Here is a 19174-nt window from a genome sequence, read left to right as displayed (position 1 = left end):
GTGGACGGCGGCAAAAGTGAGGCGACTCGCCGCCAGGCTCAGAACACGGTCCAGTCGCTGGGCTGGCTGCCCGATTCGCGGTACTGGAACGTCCGCCCGTCCTCGTCGGCCCGGGTGGCGATCACGGCGTCGAACGGCTGTGTGAGCGTCGTGGCCGCCTGCTCGCCCGCGGCGTCGTCGTCGACCACGGCGGCGGCGGGCCAGTCCAGATCACGGCACTCAGCGAGCAGCACGCGGAGGAACTGGTAGACGCGGTCCACGTCCCAGTATATCAACAGCTCCGAGAGCGAGTGGATCCCGACGGCGGCGTCGGCGCCGTCGGTCTCGAACGACTCGACGAGTTCGGTGAACTTCACGCCGATCTCGGTGAGGTTCTTCGGCGAGGAGACGTAGCGCACGAGGTCGCCCCCACCCGTCTCCTGCCCGCTGACCCGGCTCGAACAGTCGACGACGGCGAGGCCGTCGGGGTCGCCGTACGCCGCGAAATCCCGGCGCGCCCCCGTCACCTGCCGGCTGGTGGAGACGAACATCGCGTCGTCGGCCAGCGCGCCAAGGAGCGCGAGCAGCAGGTCGTACTTCCCCGACATCGCCGGCCCGCGGATGAGCACCGACCGGCCCTGGGCGAGCGCGTCGACGGGGAGGGGGGAGTCCCGAAGGTTATGTTGGGGCTCCTCCATTTCTGTACTCACCTCTCCACGGGGTCGCACAAAACGCTGTTCCCTCCAGTATCAGGACTGAGACACTGGCGGGAAGACGCTGTCGGGACGTTGATGGTGCAGGCCAACGCGTTCGGCTGTATGTCGACCGCAACGCGACCCGCCACTCGGAGGTGGCCCTGATGCGCTATCTCGCCCGCGCCGCCGACGGCGACCCGCTGCTGGGCGACGACGACGGCGTCGTCCCGCTCCCCGCCGCCGCGCCCGAGCACGCCAGCGTCCGCGACGCGCTCCCGGCCGCCGCCGCGGGCGCGCTCCCGAGCGTCGACGACGCGACTGCCGACCGAACCCCCCGCGAGCAGCACGCGCTCGGCGCGTTCCTCGACGATCCGGGGAAGCTGTTCGGCATCGGTCTCAACTACGTCGAACACGCCGGCGACCTCTCGGAGGACGCGCCCGAGGAGCCGGCGAGCTTCTTCAAGCCCAAGACGGCCGCGACAGGCCCGGGTGGCCCGATCCGGCTCCCACCCGAGTCGATCAGCGAGCGCGTGACCGCCGAGGCGGAGTTGGCCGTGGTGATCGGCCGGACCTGCCGGAACGTCGACGTTGACGAATCGCGAGGCGATTCGTCAGCCAACCAGAACGCTCCGCGTTCTGGTGACGTCGAGGACGCCGACGACGTGATCGCGGGCTTTGCGCCCGTTATCGACATGACGGCCGAGGACGTGCTCCAGCGCAACCCCCGGTTCCTGACGCGCTCGAAGAGCTTCGACACGTTCCTGGTGCTCGGCCCGTATCTCGCGGTGCCGGAGGCGGGGACGGATCTCTCCGAGACGACGGTTCGGACGGTCGTCGACGGCGAGACGGTCGCCGAGAACGTCGTCGGCAACATGGAGTTCCCACCCCGGGAGCTGGTGGCGTTCCACTCCGACGTGATGACCTTAGAGCCCGGTGACGTGATTTCGACGGGGACGCCGGGCGCTGGCGTGATCGAGCCTGGTTCGCACGTTCGGGCAGCGGTCGAGGGGATCGGCGCTGTGGCGGCTGACGTGGTGCGGTAAGGATCGATTGGCCGCAGTCCCTCGATTTTGGCACCGAGAACGACGCGACGACTCAGTCGTCGGTGTGTGACGCCGCCGGCGTGAACGTGACGCCGTCGATCTCGATCTCCTCGGGGACGCCGCTCGTGTCGTGGCTCCCGACCGGCGGGAGGTTCGCCTCCGCGGCGGGCGAGTCGTCGAGATCGGTCTCGTCGTCGATTTCGGTCATTTCGCCGTCGGCCTCGCGGGCGTCCTGATCGATCCGCATCGAGCAGAACTCGACGCCGCACATCGAGCAGAACCGTGCCTCCTTGTAGTTGTCCCCGGGGAGCGTCTGGTCGTGGTACGACCGCGCACGAGCGGGATCCAGCGCGAGGTCGAACTGGCGGCGCCAGTCGAACTCGTAGCGCGCCTCCGAGAGCGCGTCGTCCCAGTCGCGGGCGCCCGGGAGGTCGGTCGCCACGTCGCCTGCGTGGGCGGCGATCCGGTACGCGGCCAGTCCGTCGCGAACGTCTCCCTGCTCCGGGAGGCCCAGATGCTCCTTGGGGGTGACGTAACACAGCATCGCGGCGCCGGCCCGCGCTGCCTCGGTCGCGCCGATAGCGCTCGTGATGTGGTCGTAGCCCGGCGCGATGTCGGTGACGAGCGGCCCGAGCACGTAGAAGGGGGCGCCGTCACAGACCGCCTGTTGGCGTTGGACGTTCTCGGCTACCTGATCCATCGGGACGTGGCCCGGCCCCTCGACCATCACCTGTACGCCGTGATCCCACGCGGTCCGCGTGAGTTCGCCCAGCGTCTCGAGCTCCGCGAACTGCGCCTCGTCGCTCGCGTCGGCCAGCGACCCCGGCCGGAGACCGTCGCCGAGCGAGACCGTCACGTCGTGCTCGGCGAATATCTCACAGATCGCCTCGAAGGCCACGTACAGCGGGTTCTGCATCCCGTTCTCCTCGATCCACTGGGCGAGGATCGACCCGCCCCGCGAGACGATGCCGGTCTTCCGCCCGTCCGTCAGGGGGAGGTGCTCCATCAGCACGCCGGCGTGGATCGTCATGTAGTCGACGCCCTGTGTGGCCTGCTTCTCGATCACCTCGAGCAGCAGCTCCTGCGTGAGGTCGGCCGGGTCGTCGACGTGTTTGACCGCCTCGTAGATCGGGACTGTTCCCACGGGGACGGGCGAGTGCTCCACGTTCGCCTCGCGGATGTCGTCGAGGTTCGCCCCCGTCGAGAGATCCATCACCGTGTCCGCCCCGTAGTGAACTGCCGTGTGGAGCTTCTCGAGTTCCCCCTCCAGATCGCTCGTCTCCTCGCTGTTGCCGATGTTCGCGTTGACCTTCGTGGCGAACTCACGCCCGATGATCATCGGATCGAGCGACTCGTGGTCGTGGTTGTTCGGGATCACTGCCTGCCCGTCAGCGACCTGCTGGCGGACGAACGCGGGATCACGGTTCTCGCGCTCGGCCACCCGCTCTATCGCGGCCGTCAGTTCGCCGTCGCGGGCCCGTTGAAGCTGGGTTCGCGCCATAGATTACTCAGTTGTACCACTAGCTAATGCCTCTTTTGGCTTCGATATTTTCGACAGAGTCGGAACATGGCCCGTTCGACCGCCGTACGGAGCGAGGGTGGCCTGTCGGGCCCATTCGACGGGGGGTGATCGGGATGCCGTTATGGGGCGGTTCTCGCCGTCTCGCGTCGAACCGTGACCACCAGACCCGCCGACCCGCCCGCGGTCCACGTCCGCTACATTCATCCCCGCGAGAGCGTACCACCAAACAGAGTGGAGCCCGCCCGAATCCCCGACTCGTTCCCCGCGCCCTCCTTCCGCGGCAATCAGGAGCAGGCGCTCGCGGACATCCGCGACGCCTTCGCCGCCGGGAACGACGTGGTGCTCGTGCGCGCGCCGACCGGCAGCGGCAAGTCCCTCCTCGCGCGCTCGATCATGGGCGCGGCCCGGACCGTCGGGGAGGCCGACCCCGCCCAGCCCACCGGCGCCTACTACACCACGCCGCAGGTCAGCCAACTCGACGACGTCGAGGCCGACGACCTGCTCGAGGAGTTCCGGATCATCCGTGGCAAGAACAACTACGACTGCATCCTCCCCGGCGAGCATGACACGCCCGTCGACCAAGCGCCCTGTGTCCGCAAGAAGGGCTTCGACTGCACCGTCCGCCACCGCTGCCCGTACTTCTCGGACCGATCCATCGCCAGCAATCAGTCCATCGCAGCGATGACGCTCGCGTACTTCATGCAGACCGCCGGCAGCGACGTGTTCCGGATGCGCGATGTCTGCGTCGTCGACGAGGCCCACGGCCTCGCGGAGTGGGCCGAGATGTACGCCGCCGTCGAACTCGACCCGCGCCGCGTCCCGGTCTGGGACGACATCGACGTCCCGGACGTGACCGCCGCCACCGGCGACGAAGTCGAGGGCGCCGTGCGCTTTTCGGAACAGCTACTCGAACGCTGCGAGGCCGAGAAGGACCGCCTGCTGGCCAAGCCCGAACTCACGCCCGACGAAGCGGCCCGCCGGGACCGCCTGCAGGAGCTAATCAGCGAACTCAGCTACTTCGCCGAGGACTACCGCGACCCGCAGTCGCCGACGACGTGGGTCGTCGACCAGCCAGACGGCGCCGGCGGGTCGATCACGATCAAGCCCCTCGATCCCGCGAAGTACCTCAAGCACACCGTCTGGGACCGTGGCTCGAAGTTCGCGCTGCTGTCGGCGACCATCCTCAACAAGGAGGCGTTCTGCCGCGGCGTCGGCCTCGACCCCGACAACGTCGCACTGGTCGAGGTCGGCCACACGTTCCCCGTCGAGAACCGCCCACTGTACGACACCACGCAGGGGAAGATGACCTACGAGCACCGCGACGAGACCCTGCCGAAAATCGCGGACCTGATCGTCCGCCTGATGGCGAAACACGCCGACGAGAAGGGGCTGATCCACTGTCACTCCTACGCGATTCAGGAGCAACTGGCCGAGCGCCTCGCCGAACTCGGCGTCGCCGGCCGCATCCGGGTCCACGACCGGGAGAACCGCGACGCCGAACTGGAGACGTGGAAAGCCAGCGACGACCCGGAGCTGTTCCTCTCAGTGAAGATGGAGGAAGCCCTGAACCTCGAAGGCGACCTCTGTCGCTGGCAGGTGCTCTGTAAGGCGCCGTACCTCAACACGAAGGACTCCCGGGTGGAGCAGCGCCTCGAACAGGGCCAGTGGGCGTGGTACTACCGCGCCGCCCTGCAGACCGTGATTCAGGGCTGCGGCCGCGTCGTTCGCTCGCCGGACGACTACGGCGCGACCTACCTCGCCGACGATTCGCTGCTGGAACTGTTCGACCGCGCGAGCACGGACATCCCGGATTGGTTCCAAGAGCAGGTCGACCGGCTCTCGAAGCCGACTCTTCCTACAGCCGATCCGGAAGCGGCGCTGTCGGGCGTCGACGCCAGCCCGAGCGCGCGCTCGGGTGGGCGCACGAGTCGGACCAGTCGGCGGAGTTCGGACAGCAGTTCGTCGGGTGGGTCGTCGAGTCGGTCGTCCGGCGGGTCATCCAGTACGTCGAGTGCGTCGTCGTCATCGTCAGCGGCGTCGACGACGAACCGCACCGAGGCCGACGCGGAGAAGCGAGATAACCATCCGCTGTCGGACGTGTGGGGCGACGGATGAGCAGTCGGCCCACTCGGGATGTGGAGGGCGACGGATGAGCCGACTCGCCGACGCCCTCCGGGCCCGGTTCGGTGAGGACATCATCCGCCGGATGGCCATCGCCGCCGTCCTCACCGCGCTGCTCATGGGCTCAATCGGCATCGCCGACCCGTTCTACGAGCCACCCGATCCAGACCCCGTCGACACCGACGGGCCGCCCGAACAGGTCGCGCTGGACGCGCTGAACGCGACCGGGACGAACGACTACCGGATGGACCGGATCGCGCCCTGCGACCGCGAGAACGTGACGCGGCGGGACGGCGGCTGTGTGTTCCTCCGGTACACCGTCGAGCGAAGCGAGCGCGAGTACACCATCGCCAACGGCGGGGGCTACTCCGGCTCCGGGCCGGACGTGTACGCCGACGAGGCCAGCGTCGCGTTCCACGATTTCCCGGACGACCCCGACCGCACCCAATCCCGGTCGCTGAACCTCTGGGGGAGCGCCGACCGCCTCGACCGCAGTGATCTGGCGGCGACGCTCGCCAGCCCGGCGGTCGAGACGACCGTCTCGGAAGCGAACGGCACGATCCGACTCCGGACCGAGAACGACTCGGTCGCGAGTTGGCTGCTTGGGACCTCACGGAACGCGTCGGCGCCGCCCGAGCAGTTCGACGGCAACGTCACCGTTGCCGTCGACGCCGAATCGGGCTGGCTGCAGTCGATCACGGTTCACTCCAGCAACGACAACGAGACCGACTGGCAGCGCTACCGCTACGACCGGTGGAACGACGTGAGCGTCGAGCGCCCGGACGGAACGAGCCGTCCGCTGCTGAGCTGGGTGTACGACGCGCTGAACGTGGAGTATCGGCCCTAGAGCGCCAGCGCGTAGGCGATGGAGGAGCCGAGCATCAGCACGACCATCGTGACGGCGAGTAGCTGTTTCCAGTCCATAGTTCGAAGAGGAAAGCCGGCGGCTTAAGCTCCGGTGACGCCCTCCTCGGGCACCATGTACAGTCCGGAGCGGACCTTGAGCACGTCCACCTGATCGGCGTCGGGGTCGAAGAAGTCCGGTCGGGCGATGCTCACCGACTCGAACGTCTCGGGGTCGAGCACCTGTACCGCGTGCTCGTCCTCGACGGCGACGACAGTGGTCTCGACGGCGTCCTCGCGCCCGCCGAGGCGGAGCGCGTCGGGCGCGTCACCCTCGTCGAACCGGGCCTCGTAGCGTCCGCCGGAGGTGAGCCTGACGCCCTTGAGGTTGCCTCGGACGGAGGTGACCAGCACCGGGCCGTCGCCGTCCTCGGGGTCGATGATCTCGCCCGGCCGGTAGCGCGGCAGGTGGACCGCGAACGTCACGCGGTAGACCTCGTTGCCGTCGGAGTCCTCGGTGACGAGGGTGGCGTACTCCTCGAAGGAGCCGCCGAACTCCTCGACGAGGCGCTTCGAGAGCATCCGACCGAGTTTGTTGGTCGAGATCTTGATGTCGGCGCCGTCGTCGACTTTCTTGGCCTCGGTGACGTACGCCTCGCGGTCGCCGTCGGCTTCGCGCTCCTCGACCATGTCGTGGGCGATCTCCATGGCGCGCTCGCGTTCCTCCTTGGTGGGGACGCGTTCCTCGGCGCGGACCTGCACCTCGCCGGCGTAGGCGCCGCCGGAGATGCGGCCACAGCGCTTACAGGTCGCCCGCGAGACCTTGACGGGAACGACGACCTGCTCCTCAACGGGCGTACCGCGGACCAGCCCCGAGAAGGTGCAGTGCATTCGGATCGTGTTCTGGTCGACCTGTTCGGGTTCGACGCCCCACTGGACCTGCTCGGCCTTGAGGTGGACCCCGAGGGCTTCGGCGACTTCGTCGACGGCCACGTCGGTGTAGTCCTTCGCGCCGACATCGAGCCAGCGGTTGCCGCGGTGGACGGCGCCACAGCGCGAGCAGACCAGCACCTCGATGCGGTCGGGGGCGTCGACGAGGTCGAAGTCCTCGAAGTAGCAGGCGTCACAGAGGGCGGCGTCGCGGTCCCGCGGCTCCCCGGGTAACGGCTCGGGGCGCTTGGGCACGTCGTCGCCACAGCGAGGGCAGAACTCGCCTGACTTACTCATTACTGCTGAATCGGCGGTTCGGACTGATAAGGACCGCGCTATGTGGTGTGAGTTTGCGGAGCGAACTGTTGTTGGAGAGGCGGAGTCCGCTTCACCGCGACTGCGAACACGACCGCGGAGTTCCCAGGGCAACTTGTGACTGCACCGTGCCGCACTGCGGCCACAGCCTCCCCAGCCGACTCGCTCCCATACGGTCGCTCATCCCTCGCGCGCTCGTTCGCGCACAGAGGCGCTCCCGTCGCGCGCCACCGCCGGCCGCGGAGCGGTGGACGCCTCGCGCTCGCCCGCGGTCGGCGAGCGCGGGGGAGGGGTGGGGACTCGGCGCTGCGCCGGGGTACATCCCCGGCGCCCTGCGGTCACAATTTGCCAACGAACGAGATGCTGTTGCGGCTGCTGATCCTGCCACAAAATACCCCGAAAACAACTATTCGACCGTATTCCGCAACGTCCCGACGCCCTCGTACCAGATCTCCACCTCGTCGCCCGGGTCAATCGTCCCCGGGTTCCCGGGGCTCCCGAACGTAATCGCGTCGCCCGGACGGAACGTGAACCGCTCCGAGAGGAACGAAATCAGCTCGTACGGCCCCCAGAGCATCAGTTCCGTGTTCGCCTCCTGCCGGCGCTCGCCGTTGATCTCGGTGTACATATCCAGATTCCGCGGGTCCACATCGGTCTCGAGCCACGGCCCCAGCGGTCCGGAGCCGTCGAACGCCTTCCGCGACGTGAGCCCCGGCTGATCCAGCGCGTCGACGTCGTTCATGATGGTGAACCCCCGAACCACATCCTCGGCCTCCTCCGGACTCACGTCGTGGCAACGCTCATCGATGACGGCCACCAGTTCGCCCGCGTAGGTCACTTCCGCCGAGAACGTCGGGTAGGGAATCGGCGCCCCGTGGGGGATCACCGACGCCGGCGGCTTGATGAAGAACGTGGGCTGCTCGGGGCGCTCGTACCCCTTCTGGGCCAGCGTCTCGGCGTAGTTCCGGCCGATACAGTAGAGGGCGGAGGGGTCACACGGCGGCGCGAGCGGGCCGTCCTCGCCGACCACGTAGCGCTCGCCGTCGCTCTCGACCACGCCCTCGTCGTACTCGCCGGCGACGACGCCGTCGCCGGTCCCGATCCGTGCGAGTCGCATGGGTGGGCCTGTGCCGGCGGGGTGATAGGGGTTCGGCTCGCGGCGCAGAACCTCGACGCTGTTAGAAGCCCGGCGAGAGGAAAACGAGGGCAACAATCGTTAGCAGAATGCCGAGCAATCGAAACAGATTCACCGTATCCGCAGGCGGGGTCACGTTTCTGGTCGTCCCCTTCTTCAGCACGTAGCGCAGCCACGCCGCTTCCCCCGGGTAGACAGCGTACAGCAACCCAAGCACGAGGATGAGGACAGAGTAGCCAGTGTCGGGGGACTGCACGACTGTGACCTCTCCACCGCTATTAGTTAATACTTGTGACCGGAAGAAAGCAACTCGGTGATCGAGTGTTTCACGGAGAGGCACCGAACGAATCGCTTCGAACAGATCTGCAACCGCCGACGGCTCAGTCCCGGACCAGTTCCGGCCGCGGCACGTCCTCATCCGCCGCCTCCGTCCACGAGTGCTCGGGCACCCAGCCCAGCAGTTCGCCCGCCTTCTTCAGGCTGTACGCCGTCCCGTCGCCCTCGACGCCCGGGCCGGAGGGCAGCGCGCCGTAGTGCCGTTCGATCAGCGTCTCCAGCGGGTCACCGAGCGCGTTGTCCGCGGCGACGCAGTTGAACGCCTCGTGGCCGCCCTCGGGCGCGAACTCCGTCGTGAGCGCCGTGTGGACCATCTCCGCCACGTCCCGGGCGTCGATGTAGGACCAGAAGTTCCCTGCGCCGGCGCCGAGATCGCCGGTGTAGCCCGGATCCCGGCAGGGGTACTCGCCCGGTTCCTGAATCCACGAGGGCCGAATCGACGCCACCTGCACGCCGTGGCGGCGTGCGACACCTGCCGCGACCTCCTCGGCAGCGACTTTCGAGAGGCCGTAGCCATCCTCCGGCCGGCGCGGGTGGTTCTCGGTGATCGGGAGTTCCTCAGGCAGCGGCGTCTCCTCGGCGAAGAAGAACCCGTAGGCGCCGTCGCTGGAGGCCTGCACGATCCGAGCACCCGCCTCACCGGCCGCGGTGAGAACGTTGTACGCCGCGATAGCGTTGTTCTCGAACACGTCGCCCTCGGGGTGCCGGCCGAGCGCTGGGATGGCGCCCCAGTGGACGACGGCGTCGGGGTCGATGCTCGCGACCAGTTCGCGGACGGCGCCGCGGTCGGTGAGGTCGGCGGCCCGGAAGTCGACGTTCTCGACCGGTTCGGCACCGAACCCGGGGTGGTCCCGGTCGACGACGACGACTTCGTAGTCTTCGCGCAGGCGGTCGACGACCCAGCGCCCGGAAGCGCCGCGGCCGCCGGTGACGATGACGGTGTCCATACCCCCGCTGGCGTCGCCGAGGTGAAAAGCCCCGCCGATGGCGGCCCGCCCCGGCAGGAAGGGGTTTAAACGGCTGAACACCCATTCACCGCTATGGAGTGGAAAGCGGACTGGGGCCTCCGAGCGCGCATGGGTGTGACCATGCTGCTGCTTGGGGTCCTCTATATCGTCTTCATCGGTGTGCTGGCCAGTCTCGGCGCCGGGCCGAGGCTGATCATCGGCGTGATGGGGCTGTTCATGATCGGCCAGTTCTTCTTCAGCGACAAACTCGCGCTGTACAGCATGGGGGCAAAGGAGGTCGACCGCGAGGAGTACCCCGAACTCCACGCGACCATCGAACGCCTCTGCCAGCAGGCCGACCTGCCCAAACCGACCGTCGCCGTCGCGGACACGCAGGTGCCCAACGCGTTCGCGGCCGGGCGCTCCCAGAAGAACGCGACGGTCTGTGTGACCCGTGGCCTGCTACGCGGCCTCGACGACGAGGAACTGGAGGGCGTGCTGGCCCACGAACTCGCCCACGTCAAGAACCGCGACGTGATGGTGATGACCATCGCCTCCTTTCTCTCGACGCTGGCGTTCATGGTCGTGCGCTTTGGCTTCCTGTTCAGCGGCGGCCGGAACCGACAGGGCGGCGGGCAGATGCTCGTCGCCATCGGCGTCTCGCTCGCAGTCTGGGTCATCTCGTTCCTGCTGATCCGCCTGCTCTCGCGCTACCGGGAGTACGCCGCCGACCGCGGCGCCGCGGCCATCACGGGCAAGCCCTCGGCGCTGGCCTCGGCGCTGCTGACCATCGACGGCAGCATGGACCGCGTGCCCGACGAGGACCTGCGGGAGACCTCAGAAATGAACGCGTTCTTCGTCATCCCGATCAGCTCCGGGGTCGTCGGTAAGCTGTTCAGCACCCACCCGAGCACGGAGAACCGCGTCGAGAAGCTCCGGGGTCTCGAACGCGAGATGGAGACGCAGTAGGTCGACTCAGTGCAGCAGCGACAGTAGCTTCGTCGCCAGCAGCTCGCGGCCGACGAGCACGACACCGCCGTAGATGGCGACGCCGCCGAGCAGGAGGAACCAGACCGCAAGCGGCGCCGGGCCGCCGGCGAACGTCTCGAGGGCTGTCTGTTCGGAGAGCACGCCGACGTAGGTGAGTACGCCCGACAGCACCGCGTAGGCAAGCACCGTGGCGAGTTCGACTGCGAGTTCGGGGAGTCCGGATGCCATACCCCGAGATTCGCGCTGGTAACTATACGCCTTTCGGCCTCGAAAGACGTATGGGGCGACACGACAACCTCGAACTGAGATGGGCAGATACGGCTCAATCGACTACCCGGCGGTCGTCAAGCGCGGTGTCCTCCTCGGCCTCGCGCTGATGGTCGTCGGCGAGTTCGGCGGGTATCTCGCGGAGAACTACCTCAGTGTCCCAGGCTGGGAGGAGACGCTGTTCCTCGGCGTCGCAGGTGTGGGGCTGCTGGCGTTCGTGCTCAGCCCCATCGTGTTCGGCATCGTGCTGCCGCTGACCGAGTAGGCGGATCGGCCCCAGAACGTGCTGATCCCGTCATCGACACCACCAACGCCGCCGACTCGCAGTTCTGCCGCCCGTTCAGGCCACCGACGATTCCTCGTCGGTGGCCTCGTCGATATGCTCCAGCCCCCAGTTCTGCATCTCGACGATCACCGGTTCGAGGGACTCGCCGTGGTCCGTGAGCGAGTACTCCACGCGGAACGGCTTCTCGCTGACCACCTCGCGGCTCACCAGTCGCTTCTCCTGTAAGTCGTCGAGGCTGTCCGAGAGCACCTTGCTCGAGATGCCGTCGACGTTCGCTTCGAGTTCGCTGAACCCGCTCGGGCCGCCATCGAGCAGTCGATGAACGATCACGGGGTGCCACTTCTTCCCGATGAGCGTCGCCGTCGTCGTCACCGGGCACCAGTCCTCGCCGGCACACCAAACTTCCAGTCGGTCGGTGGCGTCGTCGGCCGTCGGGTCAGTCATGGCCGAACCAACGGTCTCGAGGCGTATCAGGGTTACCGCCGGATACCGACTACGGCTCGGTAACCCCCGGCGAGTCTTTTTCACACGACCGCTCGTCTGTCGTCGCATGACCGACCTCGTGGCGTTCGGCGAGGCGACGCTGCGCCTCCAGGCGGCACACGGCCGCCGACTCGGCGACACCGAGAGCTTCGACGCCGGCGTCGGCGGCCCGGAGCGCAACAGCGTCGTGACGGCATCGAGCCTGGGCGCCGACGCCGTCTGGCTCTCTCGGCTCCCCGACTCGCCGCTGGGGGAGCGCGTCGTCGCCGACCTGCGAGGTCACGGCGTCCGGACCGGCGTCTCGTGTGGCGACGATGCGGACCGCCTCGCGACGGCGTTCGTCGAAGCCGGGCCCGAACCGCGCAGGCGGACGACGGTGCTTGACCGCAGCGGCGCCGCCTTCGAGCAGGTCCACGCCGGGAACCTCCCAGTGGGGGTGGTGCGTGACGCCGAGCGGTTCCACGTCGCCGGCGCCACGCCCGCACGCTCCGAGCGCGCCGCGGCGGCGACCGAGTCGCTGTTGCAGGCCGCGAGCGAGGCCGGCACCACCACCTCCTTCGACCTGCGCTACCGGGAGGAAGACTGGTCGCGGGAGACCGCGCGCGAGGCGTGTGAGGCGCTGCTGGCCCACGTCGACGTCCTGTTCATCTCGCCGGCGGCCACGGAGGCCATCTTCGGCGAGGACGGCGACCCTATCGAGATCGCCCACGCGCTCCGGACGGACAACGACCTCGAGACGGTCGTGCTGCTCCGGGACAACGGCGCACTCGCGGCCCGTGACGGCGAGGTCCACGAAACCGACGCCGTCGCGGGCGATGTCGTCGACGAGGCGGGCGCCCGCGACGCGTTCGTCGGCGCGTTCCACGCCGCACGAACCGCCGGCGACCAGCCGGCGGGGGTGGGCGACGCGCTCGCCCGCGCCGCCGCTACTGCGGCGCTCGTCCGGACGCTCTCGGGCACCTCGGTCGACGTGTCGCCGGCCGCGGTCGAACGGATCCTCGCCGAGCAGTAGTCGCCTACGCCAGGTCGCGGTCGAGCAGCCACTCGCGGAGCGTCGTCGCCGACGCCGTCTCGCCGGTCGCGACGTAGTGGCTCGCACACGCGTTCCCGGCCGCGAGGGCGGTTTCCCAGTTCCAGCCGTCGCCGAGCCCAACTGCCAGGCCGCCGGCGAAGCGGTCGCCGCCGCCGATCTGTCGGCGGTCCTCGACAACGGGGTTGTCGACGCGGACGATCCCCTCCCGAGTCGCCGCAAGCGCCTCGTTTTTCCCGTGTTTCACGACCGCGGCGGCGTCGGCCGCCTGCCGGATCGCTCGAACCCGTTTCTCGTCGTCCGGACTCTCGGGCGGCTCCGGTAGCGCGGCCGCCAGCGCCCGGAGTTCGGTGGGGTTCACCGAGAGCACGACGTCCACGCTCGCGCCGAGCGCGCGGATGGCCTCGCGGAGTTCGCGGTGGGCCGCGGCGTCACCGCCGAGCACGTCGCCGGGGTCGAACACGAACGGCACTCGCGGGATCGAGGCGTCGCCGAGTTCGTGGAACGCCTCGGCCATCCCGGGGACTGAGACCCAGTTCGAGCAGGCGACTGCTTCGGTGTCGAAGACCTCCGGGAGCGGCGCTGCCGCGCGGAGATCCGCCAGCCGCCAGTCGGCGAGATCCGGCGACGCCTCCACGAGCAGCAGGTCGTTGTCCTCGAAGTCGAGGATGTTCACGATGGCCGGGCGACCCATCGAGACGGTCTCGAGGGGAAGCGCGTCGAACACGTCGCGGCCGGGTTCGGGGTCGTCGAGATGGCCGTAGCAGGTCGCATCGGCGCCGAGCGCGTGGGCCTGCTGGGCGGTGTTGACCGACTGGCCGCCGGGTTCGACGCGCTCCGGCTCCAGCCCGAACCCCTTACGACGGCCCGCGGCGGCCTCGCGGGCGAACGTCGTCCGGCGTTCGACGGGGTCGAGCGCACCCGCCGAGAGCCGACAGAAGCGGTCGACGCTCCCGTCGGGGAGCGTACTCACCGCGGGCGAGGGGGCCTCGGCCAGCCGACGGGCCAGACGCTGATAGGGCATAGGGGGTCGTTAGGGTGGGGGGAAGATGGGCGCTACGCTCGACGGCGGCGCCGCTCGGCGGGGGAGAAAGCGAAAGAAGCCGCGGGGCTACCGGACCAGCAGGTCCTCGCCGCGCTCGACGACGATGCGGCAGGGCGGCGACATCTTGTTGTAGGCGCGACGGAACGCCTCCTTCACTTCGTCGGCCTCCTCGACTTCACAGTAGGCCGTGAAGATGTTATCGCCCTGGTTGATGCGGGCGGCGGTGCCGACCGGCTTCCCGAACGCCTGCCGCATCCCGTCGGAGACACGGTCGGCGCCGGCGCCGGTCGCCTGCTTGTTCTCGCGGAGGATCTGGTGGGGGAACTTCCGGAGCACCATCTTGTAGTTACCCTCGCCGAGGGTCTTGATCAGGTGGCGGTTCGCGGACAGTCGCGCGGACTCGAGGGAGCCGTGACGGACCTGGAGGGTCTCCTCGGGCCGCAGCGAGATCTTGACCGGGTAGTCCTGCGGGTCGGACTGCAGGTCGCCCATGTTGTGCTGGGCGATCTTCGAACCGGGAATACCGGTGACGTACTCTCGCCGGGTGTACGACGGCTTGTCGATCTCCCGGTACATTGAGGCGGGCTTGTCAGACATGGCTACTTGCCTGTTTTGAGGTACACTCGGCGATTAAACCCTTCGATGCGTCCCCGGAGTCAGGCCTCGTCGGCGTCGCTCGCCGTCGAGGCTGCCCCGGCGACGCCGCCGTCGTCGGCCGCTGCGGGCGCCAACGAGACAAAGGAGAGCCCCTTCTCGGCCAGTAGCTCGCGCGCGCGGTCGGTCACGGAGGGCGCGACCAACATCCCGCGAACCTCGGCCCCGTCTGGAACCTCGCGATCCAGCGCCTCGACGTAGCGCCCGAGTTGGCCTGCCGCGTCCGGCCCCACGCGCCGACGCTTGAGTTCGACGACGACGGGCCGCCCCTCGTCGTCGTGGCCGAACACGTCGACTGGGCCGGCGGCCGTCTCGCGCTCGGTGGCCGCTGGCTCGAACCCCGGCTCCACGAGGTCCGGGTTCTGGAGGATGCGCTGGCGCAGGTCCTCCTCGCTCCCGTGAACGTCGACGGCGCGGCCGCCGGTGACCGGCAGGGCCGACAGTTGATGGACGCGCTCGAAGCGTACGTCAAGCGTCTCGGCGGGGCTCTCGCGCTCGCTGCGCACGCGCAGCCGGCCGTCGCGGACGGCGACGCGGTGTTCGGACCCCGGCGGCTGCCAGTTCACGGGCGTGCGCTGCTCGTCGGTGTGGACCAGCGCGGTCCCGTCGGGCTTGAGGATCAGCAGGCGGTCGCCGGCTCCGAGCGAGGAGGCCGCCCGGCCGTCGTACTCGACGGTACAGCGGCCGAACACGGTGACCATCTCCCCGCGCTCGAACGCCGCCGACAGCGCCTCGAGCGCGTCGCGGTGGGTCGGTCGATGGAGAGTGGTCACGCTCACACCCGTCGTTGGCCGCCGACGGACAAATGGCCGACGGTCTCGGGGGGAGGTGCGCGGATGGCCGAGGCCGTCGCACTCGGCCGCTGACGCTACCGGCCGAGGCCGACGCACTCGGCCGCTGACACTACCGGCCGAGGCCGTCGCACTCGGCCGCTGACACTACCGGCCGAGGCCGACGCAAGCCGTAGCACATACAGTCCCCCCGGGAAATATGGGGAGTATGGTCGACCCCATACTCACCTATATCGGCGGGATCGCGTTTCTCGCCCTCATCATCGTGCCCGTACTCTACCTGATGGCCAACACGCCCGACTACGAGGACGACAGCCCTGGCGAGACGGTTGTCGGCGGCGTCGGCCCCGTCGCATCGGGGGAGGCTGAGGGCGAGGATGCCGACGAAGAGGCCACTGAGGAAGCCACCGAAGCAGACGAGTCCGAGGAAGAGGCGGTCGAGGACGAGACCTAAGACCCGTCGAGGAACGACTCGACGCGCTCCCGTCGCTCGGAGCTTTCGAACTGCGCCCACCAGAGCGACGCTTCGTGCTCCCGCGCGGCAGCGGGGTCCGGCGCCGCGACGGCGGCGTTGATCGACCGCTTCGCGCGCCCCAGCGCCTCACGACCCACGTCGCGCATCGACGCCGCCAGATCGTCCACGCGCCCGTCGAGCGTGGCCGCCGGGACGGCGTCGGTCACTAACCCCACCTCCCGGGCCCGGTCGGCGTCGATCCGTTCCGCAGTGAACACCAGTTCTTTCGCGACCGACTCCCCGACAGCATCGACCAGCCGCCGGGTCGCGCCGCCGGTGGGCAGCAGCCCCACTGCGGCGGTCGGGAGCCCGAACGTCGAGCGCTCGCTTGCGATCCGGAGGTCGCAGTGCAGCGCGAGGACGAGACCGCCGCCGATGCAGTAGCCGTCGATCTTCGCGATCACGGGCACCGAGCAGTCGTGTGGCGCGCGAAATCGCTCGTGCTGGCGCTCCTTCTCGATGCGCTCGTGGGCCTCTGTGGGGCCGGCGTACTCTTCCAGATCCGCGCCGGCGGAGAACGCCTCGTCGCCGGCACCCTCGATCACCACCGCCTCGACGGCGTCGTCGGCCTCGATCTCGGTGAACGCCCGGTCGAGGTCGCACATCGCGGCGGCGTTCAGCGCGTTGTGGGTCTCCGGGCGGTCGATGGTCAGCGTGGCGAGGCCGTCGTCGACGGCGAGACTCAGGTGGCGGAACGGGCCGTACTCGGGCATGGTCGGGCGTGTCCCGGCGGCGACAAAGAGCTACCGAGCCCGGGTGTAGAGCCACGCCCAGCCCACCAGCACGGCCTGCAGCGGGAGCCTCACCCACGCCGCGACCCGGGCGGTGTCGGCGAACCGCTCGGGGACGAGATCGGCGGCCACGTCGTCGGTCGCCATGTACACGTTCGCCGGGAACACCGCAATCAGGAGCGCGACGAGGCCCCACGCCGAGACGCGGCGGGTCCGCTCGAACAGCACGCCGATGCCGAGAACGATTTCGGCGATGCCGGAGAGGTAGACCAGCGCCCGCGGCCGGGGGAGTTGCGGCGGGACGACGCGCTTGAACGCCCGCGGCGCGAAGAAGTGGCTTACGCCGGCGACGACGTAGAACAGGCCCATGACGGCGCGGCCAGTGGACCAGTCCGAGGCGTCGGCGTCAGGGTCGGTCATCGGCGGCGGTTCGGCGCGGCGGGGCAAGAAGCTTCGCCGCGACGGGCAGACATTTGGTGTGGAGCGCCCAAGCGCGGCTATGGAGTGGGACGAGTACCGCGACCTGATCCAGAGCGCGGGCTACCGGTACAACGTCCCGGCGCTGTTCGCCGACGCCGATGCGTTCGCGGCGTTCTGCGAGGACGTGCTGGACCCCTACGACGCCGACGAGGTGGATCAGGTGGCGGGCATCGACGCTATCGGCTTCGTCCCGGGCGCCGTACTGGCGTGGGAACTCGACGCCGGCTTCGTCTCGGTCCGGAAGGGCGGGAAGCTCCCTATCGCCGAGGAACACCGGATCAGCGACTCGCTAGTCGACTACACCGGCGAGGAGAAGACCCTCGAACTGGACACCCGGATGGTCGACGACGGCGCCCGCACGCTGCTGGTCGACGACTGGATGGAGACGGCCTCCCAGATGACGACGGCGCTGGATCTGCTGGAGCGTGCGGGCGCCGACGTGGTGGGCATCGCCGTCCTCGACGTTCGCGGGAGCGCCGCTCCCGCGGGCCAACCGGAAGCGTCCGCTTCCGGTGACGCTGAGGAGAACGAGGTGCCGCTGGAACTGGACGAGGAGTACGGCGTGCACACCATTCGGCCGTGGCACGAACTCGGGACGCCGGAGCGGGAGCAGTAGCCCGATCGGCCAGCGGCCGTCTCAGTCAGTAGTTCTCCGCCCCTGTGCCGCCAGTGCGTCGGGCGTCGCACGCCGCAGTGTCTGGAGGTGGTCGGCGTCGTCGAACACCCGGAGTTCAGCCCCCGGGATCTGTGCTTTCAGTTCCCGGGCCCCCGCAATCGGGACGTTGGTGTCGCGCTCGCCGTGCCAGAGGCAGACTTCGGCGTCGATGGCCTCGAACGCGATATCCCACTCGCTGGCCGTGTTCCGGAACTCTGTCACTGCTCCCGAACGGGATTCGGCGAACGCTTCGAGGAAGTCGGCTTTCACGACCGACTGCACCGCCTCCGGCACCGAGTCGGCATCGTCGGTGTACTGGGCGACGACGAACGACGGATCGAGGCGGTCGGCGAGGAACGCCTGCCCGCGGAGCAGCGCCCCGAGCCCTCTCGGTGCCCGCTTCGCCAGCCCCGAGAGCACGCGCTGGGGCGTCGGCGTCGCCGCGCTGACGCTCGGCGGCGTCGCCCCGGCGACGACGTCGAGGCGGTCGATCCGGTCCGGGTGGGCCGCCGCGGCCGCGAGCGCGTGGGCGCTCCCGCCGGAGAACGCGACGAGGCCGGCCGTCTCGACGCCGGCGTCGTCGAGGACGGCTGTGAGGAACGTTCCGGCGTCGCTGATCGAGCGATCCGGCCACGGTAGTGACTGGCCGTAGCCGGGTCTGTCCGGCGCGAGCAGCCGGATCCCGTGCTCGCGGGCGGCCGTGTCGAACAGCGTTCCGAGTCGGCGCGACCCGGGCGCCCCGTGGAGGAACAGGACGGGCGTGCCGCCGGCGTCGCCGTATTCGGTGTACGTGAGCTGTCGGTTCTCGTCGATGCTGACGGTCGTGGTCGGGATGGAGGCGGTCATCGTCGTGGAACCGCGCCGTCGACGGATCTGGCGCTATCGCAACAATCTGTCGGCGTGGTGAAAGAGCCTCGGGAGACTCAAACGGGCGCTGTACGTTCGGGGGTGGGACGGCGGGGCGATTGGTACGCTCGGTCGCGTCGCTCCCTCACGAGTTCGCAGGAAAATGCCGCCTCCCCGATTTGAACCACCGGAAGACTCGCGATGCTCGTCTTCCGTGCCCCCACTCGCTTCGCTCGCGGGGAGGGGGACAGCTCGATCTTCAGTCGAAACTCTCGAATGCGATTCGTGTGAAAAAGCTATGCCGCCTCCCCGATTTGAACGCCGGAAGACGTGCTCGCTTCGCTGTGCGCGACTTCCGTGCTCAAATCGGCTCGAGAGCATTTTTCACTGCTCACGGTTCGGTCGCGTCGCTCCCTCACGAGTTCGCAGGAAAATGCCGCCTCCCCGATTTGAACGGGGGACAGCTCGATCTTCAGTCGAGTGCTCTCCCAATCTGAGCTAAGGCGGCGCAAGCGAAACGATGGCCGATCCGGCAT

General features: G+C 68.9%; 22 protein-coding genes and 1 tRNA gene. 8 read left to right on the top strand and 15 right to left on the bottom strand.

Features of this window, described 5'->3' with window-relative positions; all coding sequences use genetic code 11:
• Window positions 1-38: 38 nt before the first annotated feature.
• Window positions 39-689 (bottom strand): DUF7504 family protein, encoded by a 651-nt coding sequence (locus J2753_RS03000; RefSeq protein WP_209490325.1) that lies wholly within the window; start codon window positions 687-689, stop codon window positions 39-41.
• 149 nt (window positions 690-838) lie between these two features.
• Between J2753_RS03000 and J2753_RS02995 the strand changes: the two genes are divergently transcribed.
• Window positions 839-1717, top strand: a complete 879-nt coding sequence (locus J2753_RS02995) for a fumarylacetoacetate hydrolase family protein (protein ID WP_209490323.1) — start codon at window positions 839-841, stop codon at window positions 1715-1717.
• Between the two features lie 52 nt (window positions 1718-1769).
• Here J2753_RS02995 and thiC read toward each other — a convergent pair whose 3' ends face one another.
• Complete coding sequence (gene thiC / locus J2753_RS02990) at window positions 1770-3218, bottom strand: phosphomethylpyrimidine synthase ThiC (protein WP_209490321.1); 1449 nt, start codon at window positions 3216-3218, stop codon at window positions 1770-1772.
• Between the two features lie 252 nt (window positions 3219-3470).
• Here thiC and J2753_RS02985 point away from each other — a divergent pair, with 252 nt between their 5' ends.
• Together J2753_RS02985 and J2753_RS02980 are read left to right on the top strand one after the other, a co-directional pair.
• Entirely contained in the window at window positions 3471-5354 is a 1884-nt protein-coding gene (locus J2753_RS02985; protein ID WP_209490319.1) for a helicase C-terminal domain-containing protein, read from the top strand.
• A gap of 34 nt (window positions 5355-5388) precedes the next feature.
• Entirely contained in the window at window positions 5389-6207 is an 819-nt protein-coding gene (locus J2753_RS02980) for a hypothetical protein (protein ID WP_209490317.1), read from the top strand.
• A gap of 101 nt (window positions 6208-6308) precedes the next feature.
• On the opposite strand, the gene J2753_RS02975 is transcribed toward J2753_RS02980, so the two are convergent.
• The 4 genes from J2753_RS02975 to J2753_RS02960 all read right to left on the bottom strand — a co-directional run bounded on the left by J2753_RS02975 (window position 6309) and on the right by J2753_RS02960 (window position 9866).
• Complete coding sequence (locus J2753_RS02975) at window positions 6309-7430, bottom strand: 60S ribosomal export protein NMD3 (RefSeq protein ID WP_209490315.1); 1122 nt, start codon at window positions 7428-7430, stop codon at window positions 6309-6311.
• Window positions 7431-7854: 424 nt separating this feature from the next.
• Window positions 7855-8565, bottom strand: a complete 711-nt coding sequence (locus J2753_RS02970; RefSeq protein ID WP_209490313.1) for a fumarylacetoacetate hydrolase family protein — start codon at window positions 8563-8565, stop codon at window positions 7855-7857.
• A gap of 61 nt (window positions 8566-8626) precedes the next feature.
• A complete protein-coding gene (locus tag J2753_RS02965; RefSeq protein ID WP_209490311.1) occupies window positions 8627-8839 on the bottom strand; it encodes a hypothetical protein in 213 nt (70 codons plus the stop codon).
• 124 nt (window positions 8840-8963) lie between these two features.
• Window positions 8964-9866 carry an NAD-dependent epimerase/dehydratase family protein gene (locus J2753_RS02960; protein WP_209490309.1) on the bottom strand — a complete coding sequence of 301 codons (903 nt, stop codon included), beginning with the start codon at window positions 9864-9866 and terminating at the stop codon, window positions 8964-8966.
• A 93-nt stretch (window positions 9867-9959) separates the two neighbouring features.
• Here J2753_RS02960 and htpX point away from each other — a divergent pair, with 93 nt between their 5' ends.
• A complete protein-coding gene (htpX, locus tag J2753_RS02955) occupies window positions 9960-10835 on the top strand; it encodes a zinc metalloprotease HtpX (protein ID WP_209490307.1) in 876 nt (291 codons plus the stop codon).
• A gap of 6 nt (window positions 10836-10841) precedes the next feature.
• Here htpX and J2753_RS02950 read toward each other — a convergent pair whose 3' ends face one another.
• Window positions 10842-11084: a hypothetical protein gene (locus J2753_RS02950; RefSeq protein ID WP_209490305.1), complete on the bottom strand. Its 243-nt coding sequence runs from the start codon at window positions 11082-11084 to the stop codon at window positions 10842-10844.
• A 79-nt stretch (window positions 11085-11163) separates the two neighbouring features.
• On the opposite strand from J2753_RS02950, the gene J2753_RS02945 reads away from it, so the two are divergent.
• The gene (locus J2753_RS02945) at window positions 11164-11388 is read left to right on the top strand and encodes a DUF7860 family protein (protein WP_209490303.1); all 225 of its coding nucleotides are present in this window, start codon (window positions 11164-11166) and stop codon (window positions 11386-11388) included.
• A gap of 75 nt (window positions 11389-11463) precedes the next feature.
• Here the strand turns inward: J2753_RS02945 and J2753_RS02940 are convergent, their stop codons facing one another.
• Window positions 11464-11853 carry a winged helix-turn-helix transcriptional regulator gene (locus J2753_RS02940; RefSeq protein ID WP_209490302.1) on the bottom strand — a complete coding sequence of 130 codons (390 nt, stop codon included), beginning with the start codon at window positions 11851-11853 and terminating at the stop codon, window positions 11464-11466.
• 106 nt (window positions 11854-11959) lie between these two features.
• On the opposite strand from J2753_RS02940, the gene J2753_RS02935 reads away from it, so the two are divergent.
• A complete protein-coding gene (locus J2753_RS02935; protein ID WP_209490300.1) occupies window positions 11960-12904 on the top strand; it encodes a sugar kinase in 945 nt (314 codons plus the stop codon).
• Between the two features lie 4 nt (window positions 12905-12908).
• On the opposite strand, the gene J2753_RS02930 is transcribed toward J2753_RS02935, so the two are convergent.
• The 3 genes from J2753_RS02930 to nucS form a co-directional block, all read right to left on the bottom strand.
• The gene (locus J2753_RS02930; protein ID WP_209490298.1) at window positions 12909-13946 is read right to left on the bottom strand and encodes a carbohydrate kinase family protein; all 1038 of its coding nucleotides are present in this window, start codon (window positions 13944-13946) and stop codon (window positions 12909-12911) included.
• Between the two features lie 87 nt (window positions 13947-14033).
• The gene (locus J2753_RS02925) at window positions 14034-14564 is read right to left on the bottom strand and encodes a 50S ribosomal protein L16 (RefSeq protein WP_209490296.1); all 531 of its coding nucleotides are present in this window, start codon (window positions 14562-14564) and stop codon (window positions 14034-14036) included.
• 59 nt (window positions 14565-14623) lie between these two features.
• Window positions 14624-15400 (bottom strand): endonuclease NucS, encoded by a 777-nt coding sequence (nucS, locus tag J2753_RS02920; protein ID WP_209490294.1) that lies wholly within the window; start codon window positions 15398-15400, stop codon window positions 14624-14626.
• 220 nt (window positions 15401-15620) lie between these two features.
• Between nucS and J2753_RS02915 the strand changes: the two genes are divergently transcribed.
• Window positions 15621-15866, top strand: coding sequence for a hypothetical protein (locus J2753_RS02915; protein WP_209490292.1), 246 nt, complete (start codon window positions 15621-15623; stop codon window positions 15864-15866).
• Here J2753_RS02915 and J2753_RS02910 read toward each other — a convergent pair.
• Together J2753_RS02910 and J2753_RS02905 are read right to left on the bottom strand one after the other, a co-directional pair.
• Window positions 15863-16639 carry an enoyl-CoA hydratase/isomerase family protein gene (locus tag J2753_RS02910; protein ID WP_209490290.1) on the bottom strand — a complete coding sequence of 259 codons (777 nt, stop codon included), beginning with the start codon at window positions 16637-16639 and terminating at the stop codon, window positions 15863-15865. The two genes, J2753_RS02915 and J2753_RS02910, sit on opposite strands and share 4 nt — an antisense overlap.
• Before the next feature lie 30 nt (window positions 16640-16669).
• Complete coding sequence (locus J2753_RS02905; protein ID WP_209490288.1) at window positions 16670-17077, bottom strand: DoxX family protein; 408 nt, start codon at window positions 17075-17077, stop codon at window positions 16670-16672.
• A gap of 79 nt (window positions 17078-17156) precedes the next feature.
• Here J2753_RS02905 and J2753_RS02900 point away from each other — a divergent pair, with 79 nt between their 5' ends.
• Window positions 17157-17753, top strand: coding sequence for a phosphoribosyltransferase family protein (locus tag J2753_RS02900; protein ID WP_209490286.1), 597 nt, complete (start codon window positions 17157-17159; stop codon window positions 17751-17753).
• A gap of 21 nt (window positions 17754-17774) precedes the next feature.
• On the opposite strand, the gene J2753_RS02895 is transcribed toward J2753_RS02900, so the two are convergent.
• Window positions 17775-18638, bottom strand: coding sequence for an alpha/beta fold hydrolase (locus tag J2753_RS02895; RefSeq protein WP_209490284.1), 864 nt, complete (start codon window positions 18636-18638; stop codon window positions 17775-17777).
• 434 nt (window positions 18639-19072) lie between these two features.
• A tRNA-Phe gene (locus tag J2753_RS02890) sits at window positions 19073-19146 on the bottom strand.
• Window positions 19147-19174 lie beyond the last annotated feature (28 nt).

The organism is Halolamina salifodinae, assembly GCF_017874235.1.
GTDB classification, from domain to species: domain Archaea; phylum Halobacteriota; class Halobacteria; order Halobacteriales; family Haloferacaceae; genus Halolamina; species Halolamina salifodinae.
This window is presented reverse-complemented; position numbering and strand designations above follow the sequence as displayed.